Source organism: Paraplanobispora takensis (genome assembly GCF_016863195.1).
Taxonomy (GTDB): Bacteria; Actinomycetota; Actinomycetes; order Streptosporangiales; family Streptosporangiaceae; genus Planobispora; species Planobispora takensis.
This window is the reverse complement of the sequence record NZ_BOOK01000020.1, coordinates 147,626-164,808: the sequence shown is the minus strand read 5'-3', so window position 1 is coordinate 164,808 and position 17,183 is coordinate 147,626. Positions and strand designations below refer to the sequence as shown.

The window sequence follows — 17,183 nt, the reverse complement described above, 5'->3', positions numbered from 1 at the left end:
CGCACCGCCGGGGTTCATTCGGCCGCCCCGGGTGCGGCCGGCCGGATCGGCCGGTCCGCGACCGGACCCGGGGACGCTCCCCGTGCCGCTCAGGCGAAGCGGTAGGCCGTGGTGGAGGTGTACTCCTCGCCGGGGCGCAGGACGGTGCCGGGGAAGTGGGGGTGGTTCGGGGAGTCGGGGAAGTGCTGGGTCTCCAGGCAGAAGCCGGAGTACTTGCCGTAGTCCGTGGCCACGCCGTCCAGCATGTGGCCGGTGTAGAACTGCACGCCCGGTTCGGTGGTGGTGACCCGCATGGTCAGGTCCCCGGCCGGGGAGGTGACCTCGATGTCGCCGCGCAGCACGTAGCAGTGGTCGTAGCCGCCGCCCAGCAGCGGGTCGTCGATCCGGTCCCCGATCCGCTGCGGCGCGTTGAGGTCGAACGGGGTGCCCGCCACGGGGGCCAGCTCACCGGTGGGGATCTTGGTGGAGTCGACGGGCAGATAGCTGTCGGCGTCGATCCGGATCACGTGGTCGAGGACGTCGCCGCCCCCGGCCAGGTTGAAGTACGAGTGGTTGGTGGGGTTCAGCACGGTCGGGGCGTCGGTGACCGCGCGGTAGTCGAGGGTCAGGGCGTCCTCGGTCAGCGTGTAGGTGAGCGTGGTGGTCAGCGTGCCCGGGTAGCCCTCCTCCCCGTCCGCGCTGACGTACTCGAGCGTCACGGCCGTGCCGGAGGCCTCGACGACCCGCCAGACCCGCGAGGAGAAGCCGCCCGGCCCGCCGTGCAGGCTGTTGGGCCCGTCGTTCACCGGCAACCGGTGCTCCACCCCGTCCAGGGTGAAGCGGCCGCGCGCGATGCGGTTGCCGTACCGCCCGACGACGGCGCCGAAGTAACGGCTGCGCGTCCGATAGTCCTCCAGCGTGGTGCAGCCGAGCACCACGTCGACCCCGGAGACCTCCAGTGACTGCAGGACCGCTCCGTAGCTCAGCACCGCGGCCCGCATCCGTCCCTTCTCCAGGACGTGCCTCTCGACGGGCTCTCCCGAGGGCATGGTTCCGAAGTTCACGCGTCCACCTCTTCCGCTGACGACGTCCGACCGATGATTCCCACCGCGTCCCCGCCGCCCGGCGGGGCGCCCGTGACGCTCACGCGCGCGCCTGTCCGGTGGACTCTCGCACGACCAGGCTGGTGGCCAGGGTGGCCAGGGTGGCGGCGCCGCCGTCGTCGACCGACTGCAGCAGCAGGTCCACGGCCATCCGCCCGGCGGCGGCCGTGGGCATCGCCACGGTGGTCAGTTTGGGCCGGTTCAGCCGTCCGGCCACGATGTCGTCGACTCCGACGACGCTGATGTCGGCGGGGACCTGGACGCCGCGCTCGTAGAGCCCCTCGATCAGCCCGATGGCGACCAGGTCGTTGTAGGCCAGGACGCCGGTCGCGCCGGAGGCGATCACCTCGGCGGCGACGGCGAGCCCGCCCTCCTCGGTGGGGGCGTTGGGGCCGATGATGACCAGGTCCACCCCGCCCGCCGCGGCGGCGGTCTCGTACATCTCCTTGCTCGTCCACGAGCCGCTCGGGCCGGACAGGAGGGCGATCCGGCGGTGGCCGAGCCCGGTCAGGTGGTCGATCGCGAGGCGGGCGCCGTACCGGACGTCCATCAGGACGGTGGGCATGCCCTTGACCCTGCGGTTGACGACGACGAACGGCACGTCGGCGTGCAGGCGCTCTATGGCGCGGTTGGACAACCGCGGGCTGCACAGCAGCACCCCGTCGACCTGCTTGGTGAGGGTCTGGATGAGCTCCTCCTCCACCAGCGGGTCCTCGTCGGTGTCGGCCACGAACACGTGGTAGTCGCGGGTCCTGGCGTGCGCCTGGGCCGCCTTGATCAGCGGGGGGAAGAACGGGTTGGAGATGTCGGCCACGATCAGCCCGAGGTTGTGCGTCCGGCCGGTGGTGAGCGCCCTGGCGGCCCGGTTGGGCCGGTAGCCGAGGTCCTCGGCCACGGCGAGCACCCGGGTTCGCGTCTCGGCGTTGACGAGGTGGGGCGCCGAGAAGGTCCGGGACACCGTGGAGACGTGCACCCCCGACGCCTGCGCCACGTCTCTGATCGTCGCTGCCACTGTGCTCCTTGTCCGCGTACTGCTGCACATTAGTGCAAGCGGTTGCATCATTGTCAACGCCGGATGCCCGGCTCCCCCGGGAGCTCATCCGATCCGCCGCTGTCGTCGCCACCTCGATATCCGCCCCGGAGGGCGGGCGAGGAGGCGGTGGACGGCGTCTTGCGTGGTGCGTCGGGGCGGCCGCGAGGTTTCGAGCAATCGGTTGCAGTGACGGTCCGGCGGTCCCTGCCCGGTGGCAGGGACCGCGGTACAGGGGATCCGCGGCTCGCCTTCGGCCCGATCCTAACCCCGGGCCTCTTCGGGAGTCCCGCCGCGGAGCGCCGTCCCGCCCGGCGCCGGCCTCACTCCCCGGACTCGTCGCCCCCGGACTCGTCGCCCCCGGCTCCGTCGTCCTCAGGCCCGTCGCCCTCGGTGTCCCCCGTCCCGGTCTCGTCCGGGACGGAGGGCGGCGCAGGCCGGCAGCCCTCGCCGCAGCCGCCGAACCTGGCCTGGTTGATCGGGGTGAAGGGCGTCGGCTCGACGTTCCTCAGGGCCGCGATCATGGTGTCCTTCCAGATCGGGCCAGGGATGCTCGCGCCGAAGACCGAGCCGTAGTACTGCCCGCCGATCGTGACGCCGACCAGCTTGTGGTTCTGCGAGCCGCGCGGGTCGCCGACGCTGACCGCGCCGGCCAGGTCGGGGGTGAACCCGGCGAACCAGGCGCTGGCGTAGCCGTCGGTGGTGCCGGTCTTGCCCGCCGCGTCACGGTCGATCCCGCCCACGGCCCGCATCGTGCCCTGGGTGAACACACCCGACAGCACGTCGGCCGCGGCGTCGGCCACCTCGGGGTCGATCACCTGGCGGCACTCGGGCTCGTAGTCGGTGCTCTTGCCGTTCCTGTCGGTGATCCTGGTGATCGCCAGCGGCTCGCAGAACTTCCCGCGGGCGCCGATCGCGGCGTAGGCGTTGGCCACGGTCACCGGGTCCATCTCGTTGATGCCGAGCGTGAACGTCTCGTACTCCTGGAGCTTGAGCCCGTCGGAGCGGTGGATGCCGAGCAACTTGGCCGTCTTGACCGTGTCGCAGAGCCCGACGCGTTCCTGGAGCACCATGAAGAAGGTGTTCACCGACTGCCAGGTACCGGTCCGCAGGCTCTTCCAGCCCGGGCTGCCCTCGTCGTTGGTGACGGTGTGGCTCGGATCGCCGATGTTCTCACCCTTGCAGTTCTTGAACGTCGAATAGCCCGGCGCGCGGTACCCGGCCCCCGCGGTCAGGCCGTCGTCGGTCTTCATCCCCTCGGCCAGGGCGGTGAGCAGCGTGAAGGTCTTGAAGGTGGAGCCGGCCTGGAAGCCGGTGCCGCCGCCGTGGGCGGCGTCGGCGACCACGTTGTAGGAGATCTCGTTCTTGTCGGCGTCCGCGCCGTACTTCCGGCTGGCCGCCATCGCCTTGATCGCCCCGGTGCCCGGCTGGACCAGCGCCTGGGCCGCGACCGGGTGGTCGGAGGCGTGCACCCGCTTCCTGATGGCCCGGTCCGCCGCCGCCTGCATGATCGGGTCGATGGTGGTCCTGATCGTCAGGCCGCCGCGGTCGAGGAACCTCTTGCGCGCCCCGGCGGTCTTGCCGAAGGCGCGGTTGCTCAGGATCTCGTTGCGCACGTAGAGGCAGAAATAGGGATACCTGCCGGTCTCGCAGCCGCCGGGCAGCCGCGTGCCCTTGTAGCCGAGCTTGGCGGCCTTCGCCTCCGCGGCCTCCGCCTCGGTGATCTTCCCGAGCTCCGCCATCCGGTCCAGCACGACGTTGCGCCGCTTCAGCAGCCGATCGCGGTGCTTGCGGCCGAGGTTGGGGTCGGTGGCGTTGGGGTCCTGTACGGCTCCCGCCAGCGTCGCCGCCTGCGCGAGGGTGAGCTCGGAGGCGGAGACGCCGAAGAACCTGTCGGCCGCGGCCTCCACGCCGTAGGCGCTCGCGCCGAAGTAGACGATGTTGAGGTACTTCTCCAGGATCGCGTCCTTGGAGTACTTCTCCTCCACCGCCATCGCGTAGCGCAGCTCGTTGAGCTTGCGCGCGTAGCTGGCCTCCAGCGCCTTGCCCCGCTCCTCGTCGTTGCCGGCGGAGTTGAGCAGCACCTGCTTGACGTACTGCTGGGTGATGCTGGAGCCGCCCTGGCTGACCTGGCCCGAGTGCAGGTTCTTGGCGAACGCGCGGATCGTGCCCTCGATGTCGATCGCGCCGTGCTCGTAGAACCGGTAGTCCTCGATCGAGATGATCGCCGTCTTCATGACCTCGGCCACCTCGCCGAGCGGGACCGCCTGGCGGTACTGCTCGTAGAACCGTGCGATCTCGCCGCCCCGGGCGTCCTGCACGACCGTGACCTCCGCCGGCGGCGGCTCGACGAGCTCCGCCGGCTTGAGGTCGATCTCCTCGGTCGCCGCCAGGAACCCGGCGCCCGCACCCCCCACGGCCGGCAACGCGATCCCCGCGACCAGCACGCCCGCGGCCGTCCCCATGGCGATCAGGCGTCCGATCTTCGACGCGGTCCCCACTGCTCCGTCACTCCGTTCGTCGACGAATCCCCGTACCGTCGGCCCCGGCCCCCGTCCGGCCCGGCCCGGCCCCGCTCTCGTCCGACGGACAGGCAGGAGCAAACCAGACCGGAGTGATTCGTGTCTAATACCGATATCGGGAACACAACGATATCGATTTCCGAATGACCCCAGTTCCGGATAGTTTTCGATCTTCCCCTCGGACGGGCGGAACCGCGGGGACGCGGGCCGGGGACGCGGGTTCAGGCGAGGATGTCGTCGACGCGCCGCGGATTCAGGCCAGGACGCCGTCGACGCGCCGCGGGATGCCCAGCGGGTTGTCCTCGCGCAGCTCGGCCGGGAGCAGCTCGGCGGGCCAGTCCTGGTAGGCGGTGGGCACCAGCCAGCGGCGGATCGCGGCCGCGCCGACGGAGGTGTGGGCCGGGGCGGTGCCGGCGGGCCAGGGGCCGCCGTGGTGCATGGCCCAGCGTACGGCCACGCCGGTCGGCCAGCCGTTCCAGATCAGCCGTCCCGCCTTCCTGCGCAGCACCTCGCTCACCTCCCCGGCCTCGGCCGGGTCCGTGGCGTGGATCGTGGCGGTGAGCGATCCCTCCAGCCGCTCCAGTACGGCGGGCAGCTCCGCCGGGTCGCGGTAGGTCACCACGATCGCGGCGGGGCCGAAGCACTCCTGCGCGATCTCCGGCAGCCCCTCGGCGAAGGCCGCCAGGCCCGTGGTGAACACCCGCGGCGCCACGGACAGGGGGCTCTCCCCCGGCCCGCCCTCGGCCAGCGGGGCGAGCGCGCCGGCCAGCCGGTCCAGGCCCCGGACGTAGCCGTCCCTGATCCTCCCGGTCAGCATCGGGCCCCCGGCGGTCGCGGCGACCGCCTCGGTCAGCGCGTCCAGCAGCCCGGCGTCGTCGGGCACGAACACCAGGCCCGGGTTGGTGCAGAACTGGCCGACGCCCAGGGTGAGCGAGGCGGCGAAGCCCCGCGCGAGGCCGTCGCGGCCGGCGGAGGGGAGCACGACCACCGGGTTGACGCTGCCCAGCTCGCCGTAGAACGGGATGGGATCGGGGCGCTCGCCGATGAGCGCCTGGATCGCCTTGCCGCCGGGGATCGACCCGGTGAAGCCGACGGCCGCCACGTCCGGGTGCCGGACGAGGTGCCCGCCCGCCTCCAGGCCCCGGACCAGGCCCAGCAGCCCGGGCTGCGGCAGGGCGCCCCGGATGACCTCCGCCGACAGCTCCGAGGTGCGCGGATGCCCGTCATGGACCTTGACGACCACGGCGCAGCCGGCGGCCAGGGCCGAGGCGACGTCGCCGCCCGCGACCGAGAAGGCGAAGGGGAAGTTGCTCGCCGCGAAGACGCCGGCCACACCGGGGAGCGGGTGGTTCATCCGGCGCAGGTCGGGGACCGGGGGTTCGGCGGTGGCGTGGTCGATCACCGCCTCGACGTGGCCGCCGTCGCGCAGCACCCGGGCGAAGAGCCGGAACTGCCCGGACGCGCGGGCGACCTCACCGCGCAGCCGTACCTCCCCCAGCGCCGTCTCGGCGTCGGCGGCCCGCCAGAGCTCCTCGACGTGCTTGTCCAGTGCGTCGGCCACCGCCTCCAGAACCTCGGCCCGCGACGGCCCGGCCGGTGCGCCGGAGACCTCGCGGGCGCGCTCGGTGGCCGGCGTCGCCCGCCAGACCCGCCCCGCGGCGTGGGCGGCCCGGACGGCGGCGTCCACATCGGCCGGGGAGCTGAGGGGGAAAGGATCGCCGACGGGCTCGCCGGTCCGCGGGTCGTATGAGTGGAGCATCGCTTGCCTCTCGTCTCCAGGGGCGTTCACCCCCACGGTAAGCGCTTTCTCTGCCTGCCCTGCCCCGGAATCCCGTCAGCCCGACAACCGGGTACGGCAGTTTGCACAGCCTCCGGCTCAGAGGGCAAGCCGCCAGAGCGCGCCGACCGGCAGCGCTTTGAGCCGGGGACCGGAACTCAGGCATCCGTCCCCGTGTAGAAGACCACTCCCGCAGAGAACGCGTCACCCGCCTGGCGTTCGAGAGATCGTGTCCAACCAGCCGAACCTGACGTATCCGACCATCCGCTTGATCCGCGTCCACCTGGACGAGCGAGTCCGGCCAGGTGGAGATCCCGGAGCGGCGCGAGAGGGGACCGGCGCCTGTCACGGGGCGCAGCTTGGGCGGGCGACGCCCGCCCCACCACGGACGCGCCTCACGGGTGGGCTCACCAGCCGATACGCGCCGCCGTACCCGCCTCTTCCAGGACTCACCCGTCCGATCGAACCTGTCGTGCTCAGCCGACAGCCCGGGAACCGCCGGCCGGTCAGGACTGGGCGGCCTGGACCGTCTCCCTGGCCCAGCGGTAGTCGGCCTTGCCCGCCGGGGAGCGGACCATCTCATCGACGAAGGCGAAGGCCCGGGGGACCTTGTAGCCGGACAGCTGGGTACGGCAGTGCGCGTCCAGTTCCTCCGGCGACGGGGACGTGCCGGGGCGGGGCTCGATCACGGCGGCGACCTTGTTGCCCCAGCGCTCGTCGGGCACCCCGGTGACGACCGCGTCGAAGACCGCGGGATGCCCCTTGAGCACCGCCTCGACCTCCTCCGGGTAGACCTTCTCCCCGCCGGTGTTGATGCAGACCGAGCCCCGGCCGAAGATCCCGATCGTGCCGTCCTCCTCCACCGTGGCCATGTCCCCGGTGAGCAGCCACCGGATCCCGGCCGCGTCGGTCACGAACGTGCGCCGGGTCTTCTCCTCGTCCTTGTAGTAGCCGAGCGGGATCCGGCCGCTCTTGGCGACCGTGCCGATCTCGCCGGAACCGGGTTTGACCTGCTCCAGCACCTCGTTGAGCACCACCAGCCCGGAGGCGGCGTTGGGCTGGTAGCGCAGCCCCGCCTCCGGCGAGGAGCCGGGCACGGCCGAGGCGGTGTAGCCGGACTCGGTGGAGCCGAAGTTGTCCAGGATCATCGTGTTCGGCAGCAGCTCCTGGAGGCGGTCGCGGACCGCACCGGTCAGGATCGCCCCGGTGGAGCTGAGGATCGTCAGCGACGACACGTCGTGGGAACCGGTGGCCAGCTCCTCGGCGAGCGGGCGGGCCATCGCGTCGCCGGTGATGTTGATCGTGAAGACCTTCTCCCGCCGGATCGTCCGGAGCACCTCGGCGGCGTCGAACTTGCGGACGTAGACCATGGTCCCCCCCATCCACCAGGTGATGAAGGTGGCCATCTGGGCCGCGCCGTGCATCAGCGGGGGCGCCGCCATCATGATCAGCGGCCCGGAGTTGCGGGCCTGCTCGATCACGGCCTCGGGGGTGGGCAGCGGGTCGCCGTAGGGGTTGCCGCCGCCGAAGGCGAAGAACAGGTCCTCGGTCCGCCACATCACGCCCTTGGGCATGCCGGTCGTGCCGCCGGTGTAGATGATGTAGACGTCGTCGCCCGAGCGCTCGGGGAACCCGCGCGTCTCCGGCTGCCCGGCCAGCGCCTCCTCGTACGGCACCGCCCCGGGCACCTTCGACGCCCCGCCCACCGCGATCAACCGCCGCAGCCCGGAGGCCTGCGGCGCGACCGCCGCCACGCGGTCGTCGAACTCCACGTCGAACAGCAGGGCCACGATGTCGGAGTCCCGGTAGAGATAGAGCAGCTCGGCCTCGACGTAGCGGTAGTTGACGTTGACCGGCACGGCCCGCAGCTTCAGTGCCGCCAGCATCGCGGCGATGTACTCGACGCCGTTGTAGAGCTGGATCCCGACGTGGTCGCCCGGCCCGACCCCGTCGGCCGCCAGGTGGTGGGCGAGCCGGTTGGCGTGCGCGTCCAGTTCGGCGTACGTCATGCGGTCCCGGCCGCACACGACGGCGACGCGGTCCCCGATCGCGTCCGCGAGCCCTTCGAACAGATCTGCGTGGTTGAACTCCATCGGGGGGACTCCCGTCCTCGGAACCTATGGTTTGTCGCTGCCGACCATCCACATCGCGAAGAACTGCGCGCCTCCCCCGTAGGCGTGCCCCAGGGCCCGGCGGGCCCCGTCCACCTGGTGCTCCCCCGCCATCCCGCGGACCTGGAGCGCCGCCTCGGCGAACCGGATCAGCCCGGACGCGCCGATCGGGTTGCTGGAGAGCACGCCGCCGGAGGCGTTCCACGGGATGTCGCCGTCCAAGGCGGTGGCCCCGCCCTCGGTGAGCTTCCAGCCCTCCCCCTCGGCGGCGAAGCCGAGGTTCTCCAGCCACATCGGCTCGTACCAGGAGAAGGGCACGTACACCTCGGCCACGTCGATGTCCCGGCGCGGATCGGCGATCCCGGCCTGCCGGTAGACGTCGGCGGCGCAGTCCTTGCCGCCTTGCGGGTTCACCGTGTCGCGCCCGGCCCGGAAGATCGGTTCGGAGCGCATCGCCGTACCGAGCACCCAGGCCGGAGTGCCGGTGACCGCCTTCTCCGACGACAGCACCATCGCGCAGGCGCCGTCGCTCGACGGGCAGGTCTCCAGGTAGCGGATCGGCTCCCAGAGCATCGGCGTCGACTCGACCATCTCCCGGCTGATCTGCGGGATCTTCAGGTGGGCGTAGGGGTTCTTCAGCGCGTTCTGCCGGTCCTTGACGGCGACCAGCGTGCCGATGTGGTCGGGCGCCCCCGACCGGCGCATGTACTCGCGGATGTGCGGGGCGAAGTAGCCGCCCGCGCCGACCACCAGCGAGGCGCTGAAGGGCAGGTGCGTGGACAGGGCCCAGGTGGCGTTGGACTCCGACTGCTTCTCGAAGGCGACCACCAGCACCCGGTCGTGCACGCCGCCCTGGATCAGCGAGGCGCCGACCAGCGCGGTGGACCCGCCGACCGAGCCGGCGGTGTGCACCCGCATCATCGGCTTGCCCGCCGCGCCGAGCGCGTCGGCCAGGTAGGCCTCCGGCATCATCACGCCCTCGAACAGGTCGGGGGCCTTGCCGACGACGACGGCGTCGATGTCCTTCCAGGTCAGCCCGGCGTCCTCCAGTGCCCTGACGGCGGCCTCGCGGACCAGCCCGGCGATGGAGACGTCCCTGCGCTTGGTCGTGTAGTAGGTCTGGCCGACCCCGATGACCGCGCAACGGTTACCCATGGTCGCTCACCACTCCTCGTTCGCTCCGCGGGCTGCTTGCTTCGCCGCGCAGACCGCTGCGCTCACTCGATCGGGCTCGCTCCGGGTCACCCATGGCTCAGCCCTCCATCACGGTGACGAGGTTGTGCTGCAGGCAGGGGCCGCCGGTGGCGTGGGCGACCGTACGGCCCGCGGTGCCGTCCGTGATCCGCCGGGCCGCCTCGCCGATCCGGATGAGGCCGGTGGCCATGACGGGGTTGGCGGCCAGCGGGCCGCCGCTGGGGTTGACCACGGTGGAGTCGGGCAGCTCCAGCGCCCGGCGCAGGATGGGTTCCTCGTGGCTGAACTGGACGTGGAGCTCGGCCACGTCGACGTGACCCTTGCCGACCCCCGCCGCACGTGCGGCTTCGGCGGCGGAGGCCGACCGGGCCAGATCTCTCATGCCCAGGTAATGGGGATCTATGCGATGGGCGATGCCCCTGATCCAGGCGGGACGCTCGCACAGCTCCCTGGCCAGGTCCCCGGCGGCCAGCACCACCGCGGCGGCGCCGTCGGTGACGGGGGCGATGTCGTACGGCCTCAGCGGCTCGACCTCGAAGGCGTCCCCCTCGGGATCGGGCAGGTCGAGGGCGTAGGGGTTGTCCCGCCCGGCGGCGCGGCTGCGCCGTACGATCTCATCCAGCTCGGCGCGCTCCGCCCCGCTCGCCGTGGCCTGGAGCGCGGCGAAGGACACCTGGTCCAGGCCGAGCGGGGCCAGATAGTAGGGGTCCAGCTGGAGGGTCATGATCTCCCGCAGGTCCCCCTGGGACGACTTGCCGAAGCCGTAGACCAGCGCCGAGTCGACGTCGCCGTGCTGGAGCCGCACCCACGCCTCGTACAGCGCCCAGGCCGCGTCCATCTCCACGTGGCTCTCGGAGATCGGCGGCCAGGCGCCGAGCGCGTCGAGCGCGGAGACGAACGAGAACGGCGCCCCGGCCAGGTAGTCGCAGCTCCCCGAGCAGGTGAAGCCGAACGTGCGCAGGCCCGACCGCTCCCTGACCTCGTCCAGCACAGGAAGGATCAGCTCCGGCTCGGTGAGTCCCTCGTCGGTCGCGCTGTGCTTCGTCTGGGCGAACGCGATGACCGCTATCTCCCGCATCTACAGCTCCGCGTCCGGCTCGCCGGTGGGGGCGAACCACTTGATGTTGGACATGGACGCCGTCCGCTCCTCCTCCGGCACCCAGACGGCCCGCACCCGCATGCCCTGCCGCACCTCGTGCGCCGGGACGTCGCCGACCAGGGCGATCATCGGGATGTCCGAGCCGTCGAGCAGGATGTAGGCCGAGACGAACGGCACCTGGGGGGCGCGCGGGTCAGGGAGGTTGTTGATCGCGAAGGTGGTGATCGTGCCGGTGTCCGGCAGCTCGACCTCCTCGCTGATCGCGACGCCGCACTCGGGGCACGACAACCGGTAGGGCACGTAGACCTTGTGGCAGGAGCCGCACCGGCAGCCGAGGAAGACGCCCCGCGCGACGCCCTCCAGGAAGCGGGCCAGCGCCCTGCCCGGCCGGACGCGATACTCCATCCGGACCGGAGAGACGATCTTCGTGACCTCGGGGACGAAGCTCTCGATGTCGGTGATGTGCCCGGAGCGGGAGCTCTTCCAGCGGGGGCGGACCCGCAGCCCCCGGCGCATGGCCCGGGCGTCGCCGGGGTCCACCGCGTGCACCAGCGAGGTGTCGGCGCCGTCCAGCCGGATCAGCGCCCAGGCGAAGGGCCGGTCCAGCGGGTGGCCGGCGCGGGGCTCGCCCACCCACGACCAGCTCTCGACGGTCCCGGCCGGGCCGACCTCGGTGAACTCGCCGGTGACCGCCTCGCCGGTCTGCGGGTCGTACTCCAGCGGGGGGACCAGCGTCCTGCCGTCGGCCGTGCGGACCCCGACGATCCGCCCGTCCCGCAGCTCGGTGAGGAAGCGCCCGATCACCGGCCCGGTGGTGCGGGTGTACCCGCCGGGGAACTCCAGGACGTGGTCGGCGACCAGGTCCTCGGGCGATCCCGGTGACGTGGTCGCGTCAGATGGCACGGTCATGCCCCTCCCAGTACGGCGCGCGCAGTTTGCGTTTGAGGAGCTTGCCGTTGGGCTCGCGCGGCATCTCCTCGATGAAGTCGATGGACTTGGGCCACTTCATCTTCGACAGGCGGCCCTTGAGCGAGTCGAGGATCTCCGCGGCCAGCTCGGGCGAGGGGGGCACCCCGGGCGCGGGCTCGATCACGGCCTTGATCTGCTCGCCCCACTCCTCGTCCGGGATGCCGAACACGGCCACGTCGCCGACCTTCGGATGGACCATCAGCTCGTTCTCGATCTCGGCCGGGTAGATGTTGGCGCCACCCGAGATGATCATGTCGGCCTTGCGGTCGCAGAGGTACAGGAAGCCCTCTTCGTCCAGGTAGCCGATGTCGCCGACGGTGAAGTGGTCCTTGAGCCGGTTGGCCTCGGTCTTGGCCCTGTCGCCCTTGTACTCGAAGCTGACGCCGGCCATCTTCATGTAGATCGTGCCCGGGGTGCCGGTCGGGACCGGTTCCAGGTCGTCGTCCACGATGAGCAGCTCACTGATCGGCCAGGCGGTCCCCACGGTGCCGGGGTGCTTCTTCCAGGCCTCGGGGGTGGCGATGGTGCCGCCGCCCTCGGTCGCCGCGTAGTACTCGTAGACGCAGTCGCCCCACCATTGGAGCATCGCCCACTTGACCGGGACCGGGCAGGGGGCGGCGGCGTGGATCATCCACTTGAGCGAGGACAGGTCGTACCTGTTCCTGACCTCCTCCGGGAGCGCGAGCAGGCGCTTGAAGTGGGTGGGGACCATGTGGGAGTTGGTGACCCGGTAGCGCTCGCAGAGCCGGAGCAGCTCCTCGGCGTCCCACTTGTCCATGTAGACGAGCGTGTGGCCCATGTGCAGCGCCGTACCGCCGAACTGGGTGACGGCGGTGTGGTAGCTGGGCGAGGTGACCAGGTGCGCGTTCTCCTTGCCGGGGGTGATCCCGAACATCGCCAGCAGGAACGTCATCAGCTCGGCCGCGTCGTCGGGGTCCAGGCCGTTGAGCGGGCGGCGCACGCCCTTGGGCCGGCCCGTGGTGCCGGAGGTGTAGTGCATGGTGGCGCCCGCCGTACGGCCGGCGGGGGCGTCGTCCGGCTGCCCGTCGGTCAGCTCCGCCACCGGCCGGGCGCCCTCCACCCGGCCGAAGGCGAAGACGCGGTCGGCGGATATGCCGGACTCCGCCGCGCCGCGCATGCCCTCCTCCGCGTGGCGCTCGTGGACGAAGAAGGCCTTCGCCTCGCTGTCGTCGACGATGTAGGCGATCTCGGGGCCGGTGAGGTGCCAGTTGATCGGCGTGTAGTACCACCCGGCCTGCAGCGCGGCCAGATAGAGCGCCAGGCCGTCGGCGCCGTTGGGGACCAGGCCGCAGATGCCGTCACCGGGTTCGAGACCGAGTCCGCGCAGGCCGTGCACGATGCGGTTGGCCCTGGCCAGCAGGTCGCCCGCGCGGTGTTCGGTGCCGTCCGGATCCACCGCGGCGATCCAGTCCGGATCCGCCTGCGCCAGTCTCCAGAAGCCGAGCGTCCCCATCCGAAATCCCTTCGACTCGAAAGGCCCCGGACCGCCGGAGCGAGGGAGATCCCCCGAGATCGCGACAGGGCTCTGGCAGCGCGGGCGGTGGCGAACGAGAATCGGTTCTCATACGCACGGGCAGAGTAACCCGCTCGCCGCTCACCGAGCAAGCGCTTGATTTTAGCCGTATCCCTATATCCGGCCTTTACCTTTACGTCACGCAGAGTGATTTCCGGGCCACCGGTAGCACACGAAAAGTAAGAAGAAAGTCAAGTTTCGCCCTAAAAGTGGCCGTATGTCGCAAATAAGGTTTTTGCTAAGGGAGTATGACGGAACGCGGGACGGCGTTTCCGAGCCGGGCTCACCTTGCCCGGGCGCCGCCCCCGATGGGGAGATCATGCGTTTCACCAAGTCCCTGGCAGCCGCCGGTGCCCTCGGCCTCGCCGTACTGACCGCTTCTCCGGCGCTCGCCGACGACACCGACGGCGCCCCCGCCGGTCCCGCCGCCAGTACGACCGGGACGCAGGACGGGGCCACCTTCGACAAGGCCCCCGGCACCGCCCAGGACTCCGCGCCCGAGGCCGGGCGGACCGGACCCGAGGCGCCGGTGAAGCCCCGGCCTGAGACCAAGCCCGAGGCCGGGCCCCGGCCCGAGAGCACGCACGAGGACAAGCCCAGGCCGGAGAGCAAGCCGCGGCCCGAGGACAAGCCGCAGCCCGAACCCAAGCCGGAGAGCAAGCCGCGGCCCGAGGACAAGCCCCGCCCCGAGAGCACGCCCCCGGCCGAGCCCAAGCCCGCGCCGACCGACTCCGAGGAGCCGCAGGAGCCGCGTCACGGCGGCTCGCTCAGCGTGAGCCCGGAGGCCGTCTACGCCGGCGAGAAGATCTCCTACGAGATCACCGCCCGCGAGCACCGCGCCGACCGGGCCCGCCTCAGCTCCCCCGCCCTGCCCGCCGTGCAGACCGTCGGCCTGCACCACGGCCGCGCCACGGGCACCGCCGTCACCGCCGAGCGGCTCAAGCCCGGCCGCTACCCGGTCCAGGTCGAGATCCTCCTGCGCGGCAAGGTCGTCGGCACCGCCTCCGCCCAGCTGATCATCAAGGAGCGGCCCGTCGTCAAGCCGGTCCGCCGCCTGGACCTGCAGGTGGAGCCGCGCGCGGTCCGGCAGGGCCAGGTCTACTACGCCGGCGTCACGACCGAGAACGTGGAGCCGGGAACCCAGGTCTTCCTCAAGGACCCGGGCGGCAGGACGCACGCGGCCAGGCTCGACGACTGGGGCACCGCCCGGTTCCGGCTGGTCGTGCCCCGCGACACCGACCCCGGTTCCTACCGGCTCGCGGCCTTCCTGCGCGGCGGGCCCGGCGACGTCGCCACACTGACCGTCGTCGAGGCCCCCAAGCCGGTCCCGGCGGGCAGGCTGGCCCTCGCCCTGCACCCGCACACGGTCGTGGCCGGTGCGAACTTCACCGCCGTCGTCTCGACGAAGTACGTGGCGCCGGGCACCCGGGTCACCATCTTCGACCCGGCCGGCAAGGCGTTCACGGTCAGGATCGGCCGGGACGGCGTGGGCGCCAGGCGGCTCCACGTCCCCTCCAGCACCTCGCCGGGCTCCTACTGGTTCACCGCCAAGCTGCCCACCGGGCAGAAGGCCGCGGCCCGGCTGACGGTCAAGGCGGCCTACCGCCCCAGCGGCGCCGACTTCACCCCCCGGGGCGGCGCGCAGACCGGCGGCGGCATCGTGGCCACCGCGCAGGCCACCGGTTTCGGTGAGGCCGGCTCCGGCCTCGGGGGCCTGGCCCTCGGCGGCGCCCTGATCGCCGGCGGCTCCGGCGTGCTGCTGGCCGGTCGCGGCCGGAAGAGCTGATCCACCGCCCCCGGGGGCCGGGCTCCGCCGAGCCCGGCCCCCGCTCTTCCCGGCCCTTGTTCTTTCCGGGCCTTGTTCTTTCCGGGCCTTGTTCTTTCCGGGCCCCGCTTCCCCGGGTTCCCGTTTCCCCGGTTCACCGCGTTCCCCGAGCCCCCGCGCTCCGCGGGCCCGGTTTCCCGGGCTCCCCGCGTTTCCTGAATCCCCCGGTTCCCCCCACCTCCGCGTTCCCTTCACACCCGAGGCAGGTAATCCGGTCATGTCCGGCCCCACCCCTTCCCTGAGCCGTATGGCCGTCACCGCGGGAGCGGCGCTGGCCGTCTTCTGCGGCGTGCTCGCCACCGGGTCGGCGCTCTCGGGTGAGTCCGCCTCCGGCGTCATCCCGGCCGCCGCCACCCCGGCCGCGGACGCCTCGCCGTCCTCCGGGGCCGGCGCCCGGGGCGGGCAGCCGTCGTTCGCCGTCGCCGCCGAGCCCATGCGCGCCTCCAAGCCCGTCCGGCTGGACATCCCGGCGGCCGGGGTGAAGGGCGCGCCGATCGAGGCGGTGGGCCTGAACGCCGACCAGAGCATCGAGGTCCCCTCGCTGGAGCGCCCCGAGCTGGTGGGCTGGTACCGGCACCGGCCGACCCCGGGCGAGGCCGGTCCCGCCGTGCTCCTGGGGCACGTGGACGCCTACGGCGAGCCCGCGGTCTTCTCCCGGGTGAACCGGCTCAAGCGAGGCGACACCATCAAGGTCGGGCGGGCCGACGGCAAGGTCGCCACCTTCACCGTGGACGCCCTGGAACGGGTGGACAAGGACGCCTTCCCCACCGCGAAGGTGTACGGCGCGACCGACTCGCCCGAGCTGCGGCTGATCACCTGCGGCGGGGACTTCGACTCCGCGACGGGGCACTATGAGGACAATGTCATCGTCTACGCCCATCTGGCGGCGTGAGCCGTACCCCGCCTAGGATGACCTAGCAAGCGCTTGGCTAATTAATGGCTAACCAGCGGAGGTCGTCCGTGGAACTGCTGCCGATCAGCACGCCGCACTGCCGGATAGAGCGCGACGGTCACGTCGTCGTGGTCACCCTGGACCGGCCCGAGGCCAAGAACGCCCTCTCCACGGACATGCTGGTCGGCCTGGCCGACGCCTGGGCCTACATCTCCGACGAGCCCGGCGTCCGCGTCGCCGTGCTGACCGGTGCGGGCGACACGTTCTGCGCGGGCGCCGACCTCAAGGCCATGGGCACCCCCTCACAGGACGCCCGGGTCCGGCAGCGGGCCTCGGAGATCCCCGACTTCCACTGGAAGGGCCTGCTGCGCGACTCCGGCGCGCTGCCGACCAAGCCGATCGTCTGCGCGGTCGAGGGGTACGCGGTGGCCGGCGGCACCGAACTGCTCGTCGGCACCGACCTGCGAGTGGTCGCCGAGTCCGCCACCCTCGGCCTGTTCGAGGCCCGCCGCGCGCTGTTCCCCATGGGCGGCTCGGCCATCCGGCTCCCGCGCCAGATCCCCTACGCCTTCGCGATGGACATCCTGCTGACCGGCCGGTCCGTCACCGCGCAGGAGGCGCTGAGCATGGGGCTGGTCAACCGCGTCGTGCCCGACGGCCGGGCCCTCGACGCCGCACTGGAGATCGCCGGCCAGATCGCCGAGTGCGGGCCGCTGGCCGTACAGGCGATCCTGCGCACCTACCGCGAGACGCTCGGCCTGCCCGAGGCCGAGGCTCTGAAGGTCTCCGACGCCATCGGCTGGCCGGTGATCGGCTCCCAGGACGCCAAGGAGGGCTCCCTGGCCTTCCGGGAGAAGCGCCCGGCGGTCTACCGCGGCGAGTGAGGGCCTCGCGCCCCGCAAGACGCCGCCCCCCGAAGACACAGACCTCCGAAAACACCGGCCTCGCGAAGACGCCGGCCTCCCGGAGACGCCGGCCTCGCGGAGACGCCGGCCTCGCGAAGATCCCGGCTCTCCTACGACTTCGATCGGTGGCCGCCCGCGCAGGCGGCCACCGATCTTTTTCATGACCTATGACATTTCAGGCTGTCAATGCCTTGAAAAGTTGACATCGGAGATTCACGATCCTCCACATGGGCGGTGAAGATC

12 protein-coding genes are annotated in these 17,183 nt (G+C 71.8%); 3 read left to right on the top strand and 9 right to left on the bottom strand.

What is annotated here, in order from left to right:
* Nucleotides 1-89: 89 nt before the first annotated feature.
* The 9 genes from Pta02_RS15060 to Pta02_RS15020 all read right to left on the bottom strand — a co-directional run bounded on the left by Pta02_RS15060 (nt 90) and on the right by Pta02_RS15020 (nt 13,258).
* Nucleotides 90-1,043, bottom strand: coding sequence for an aldose epimerase family protein (locus Pta02_RS15060; RefSeq protein ID WP_203875425.1), 954 nt, complete (start codon nt 1,041-1,043; stop codon nt 90-92).
* 79 nt (nt 1,044-1,122) lie between these two features.
* A complete protein-coding gene (locus tag Pta02_RS15055) occupies nt 1,123-2,094 on the bottom strand; it encodes a LacI family DNA-binding transcriptional regulator (RefSeq protein WP_203875424.1) in 972 nt (323 codons plus the stop codon).
* 341 nt (nt 2,095-2,435) lie between these two features.
* The gene (locus Pta02_RS15050) at nt 2,436-4,613 is read right to left on the bottom strand and encodes a transglycosylase domain-containing protein (protein ID WP_307837470.1); all 2,178 of its coding nucleotides are present in this window, start codon (nt 4,611-4,613) and stop codon (nt 2,436-2,438) included.
* A gap of 274 nt (nt 4,614-4,887) precedes the next feature.
* Entirely contained in the window at nt 4,888-6,393 is a 1,506-nt protein-coding gene (locus Pta02_RS15045; protein ID WP_203875423.1) for an aldehyde dehydrogenase (NADP(+)), read from the bottom strand.
* A gap of 524 nt (nt 6,394-6,917) precedes the next feature.
* Nucleotides 6,918-8,504: an acyl-CoA synthetase gene (locus Pta02_RS15040; RefSeq protein ID WP_203875422.1), complete on the bottom strand. Its 1,587-nt coding sequence runs from the start codon at nt 8,502-8,504 to the stop codon at nt 6,918-6,920.
* Between the two features lie 24 nt (nt 8,505-8,528).
* The gene (locus Pta02_RS15035; RefSeq protein ID WP_203875421.1) at nt 8,529-9,677 is read right to left on the bottom strand and encodes a thiolase family protein; all 1,149 of its coding nucleotides are present in this window, start codon (nt 9,675-9,677) and stop codon (nt 8,529-8,531) included.
* 97 nt (nt 9,678-9,774) lie between these two features.
* Nucleotides 9,775-10,794 (bottom strand): thiolase family protein, encoded by a 1,020-nt coding sequence (locus tag Pta02_RS15030; RefSeq protein WP_203875420.1) that lies wholly within the window; start codon nt 10,792-10,794, stop codon nt 9,775-9,777.
* A complete protein-coding gene (locus tag Pta02_RS15025; RefSeq protein WP_203875419.1) occupies nt 10,795-11,724 on the bottom strand; it encodes a Zn-ribbon domain-containing OB-fold protein in 930 nt (309 codons plus the stop codon).
* On the bottom strand, nt 11,708-13,258 hold the full coding sequence (locus Pta02_RS15020) for an acyl-CoA synthetase (protein ID WP_203875418.1): 1,551 nt from the start codon (nt 13,256-13,258) through the stop codon (nt 11,708-11,710). Before Pta02_RS15020 ends, Pta02_RS15025 begins: the two co-directional genes overlap by 17 nt.
* 379 nt (nt 13,259-13,637) lie before the next feature.
* Between Pta02_RS15020 and Pta02_RS15015 the strand changes: the two genes are divergently transcribed.
* The 3 genes from Pta02_RS15015 to Pta02_RS15005 all read left to right on the top strand — a co-directional run bounded on the left by Pta02_RS15015 (nt 13,638) and on the right by Pta02_RS15005 (nt 16,919).
* Entirely contained in the window at nt 13,638-15,104 is a 1,467-nt protein-coding gene (locus tag Pta02_RS15015; protein ID WP_203875417.1) for a hypothetical protein, read from the top strand.
* A 286-nt stretch (nt 15,105-15,390) separates the two neighbouring features.
* Entirely contained in the window at nt 15,391-16,035 is a 645-nt protein-coding gene (locus Pta02_RS15010; protein ID WP_203875416.1) for a class F sortase, read from the top strand.
* A 68-nt stretch (nt 16,036-16,103) separates the two neighbouring features.
* Nucleotides 16,104-16,919, top strand: a complete 816-nt coding sequence (locus tag Pta02_RS15005; protein WP_239130581.1) for a crotonase/enoyl-CoA hydratase family protein — start codon at nt 16,104-16,106, stop codon at nt 16,917-16,919.
* Nucleotides 16,920-17,183: the final 264 nt, after the last annotated feature.

What these genes read in the sequence shown, in the direction of transcription:
- Pta02_RS15045 (WP_203875423.1), bottom strand. Translation starts at nt 6,393, where the DNA reads ATGCTCCACTCATACGACCCGCGGACCGGCGAGCCCGTCGGCGATCCT.
- Pta02_RS15040 (WP_203875422.1), bottom strand. Translation starts at nt 8,504, where the DNA reads ATGGAGTTCAACCACGCAGATCTGTTCGAAGGGCTCGCGGACGCGATC.
- Pta02_RS15035 (WP_203875421.1), bottom strand. Translation starts at nt 9,677, where the DNA reads ATGGGTAACCGTTGCGCGGTCATCGGGGTCGGCCAGACCTACTACACG.
- Pta02_RS15030 (WP_203875420.1), bottom strand. Translation starts at nt 10,794, where the DNA reads ATGCGGGAGATAGCGGTCATCGCGTTCGCCCAGACGAAGCACAGCGCG.
- Pta02_RS15025 (WP_203875419.1), bottom strand. Translation starts at nt 11,724, where the DNA reads ATGACCGTGCCATCTGACGCGACCACGTCACCGGGATCGCCCGAGGAC.
- Pta02_RS15020 (WP_203875418.1), bottom strand. Translation starts at nt 13,258, where the DNA reads ATGGGGACGCTCGGCTTCTGGAGACTGGCGCAGGCGGATCCGGACTGG.
- Pta02_RS15015 (WP_203875417.1), top strand. Translation starts at nt 13,638, where the DNA reads ATGCGTTTCACCAAGTCCCTGGCAGCCGCCGGTGCCCTCGGCCTCGCC.
- Pta02_RS15010 (WP_203875416.1), top strand. Translation starts at nt 15,391, where the DNA reads ATGGCCGTCACCGCGGGAGCGGCGCTGGCCGTCTTCTGCGGCGTGCTC.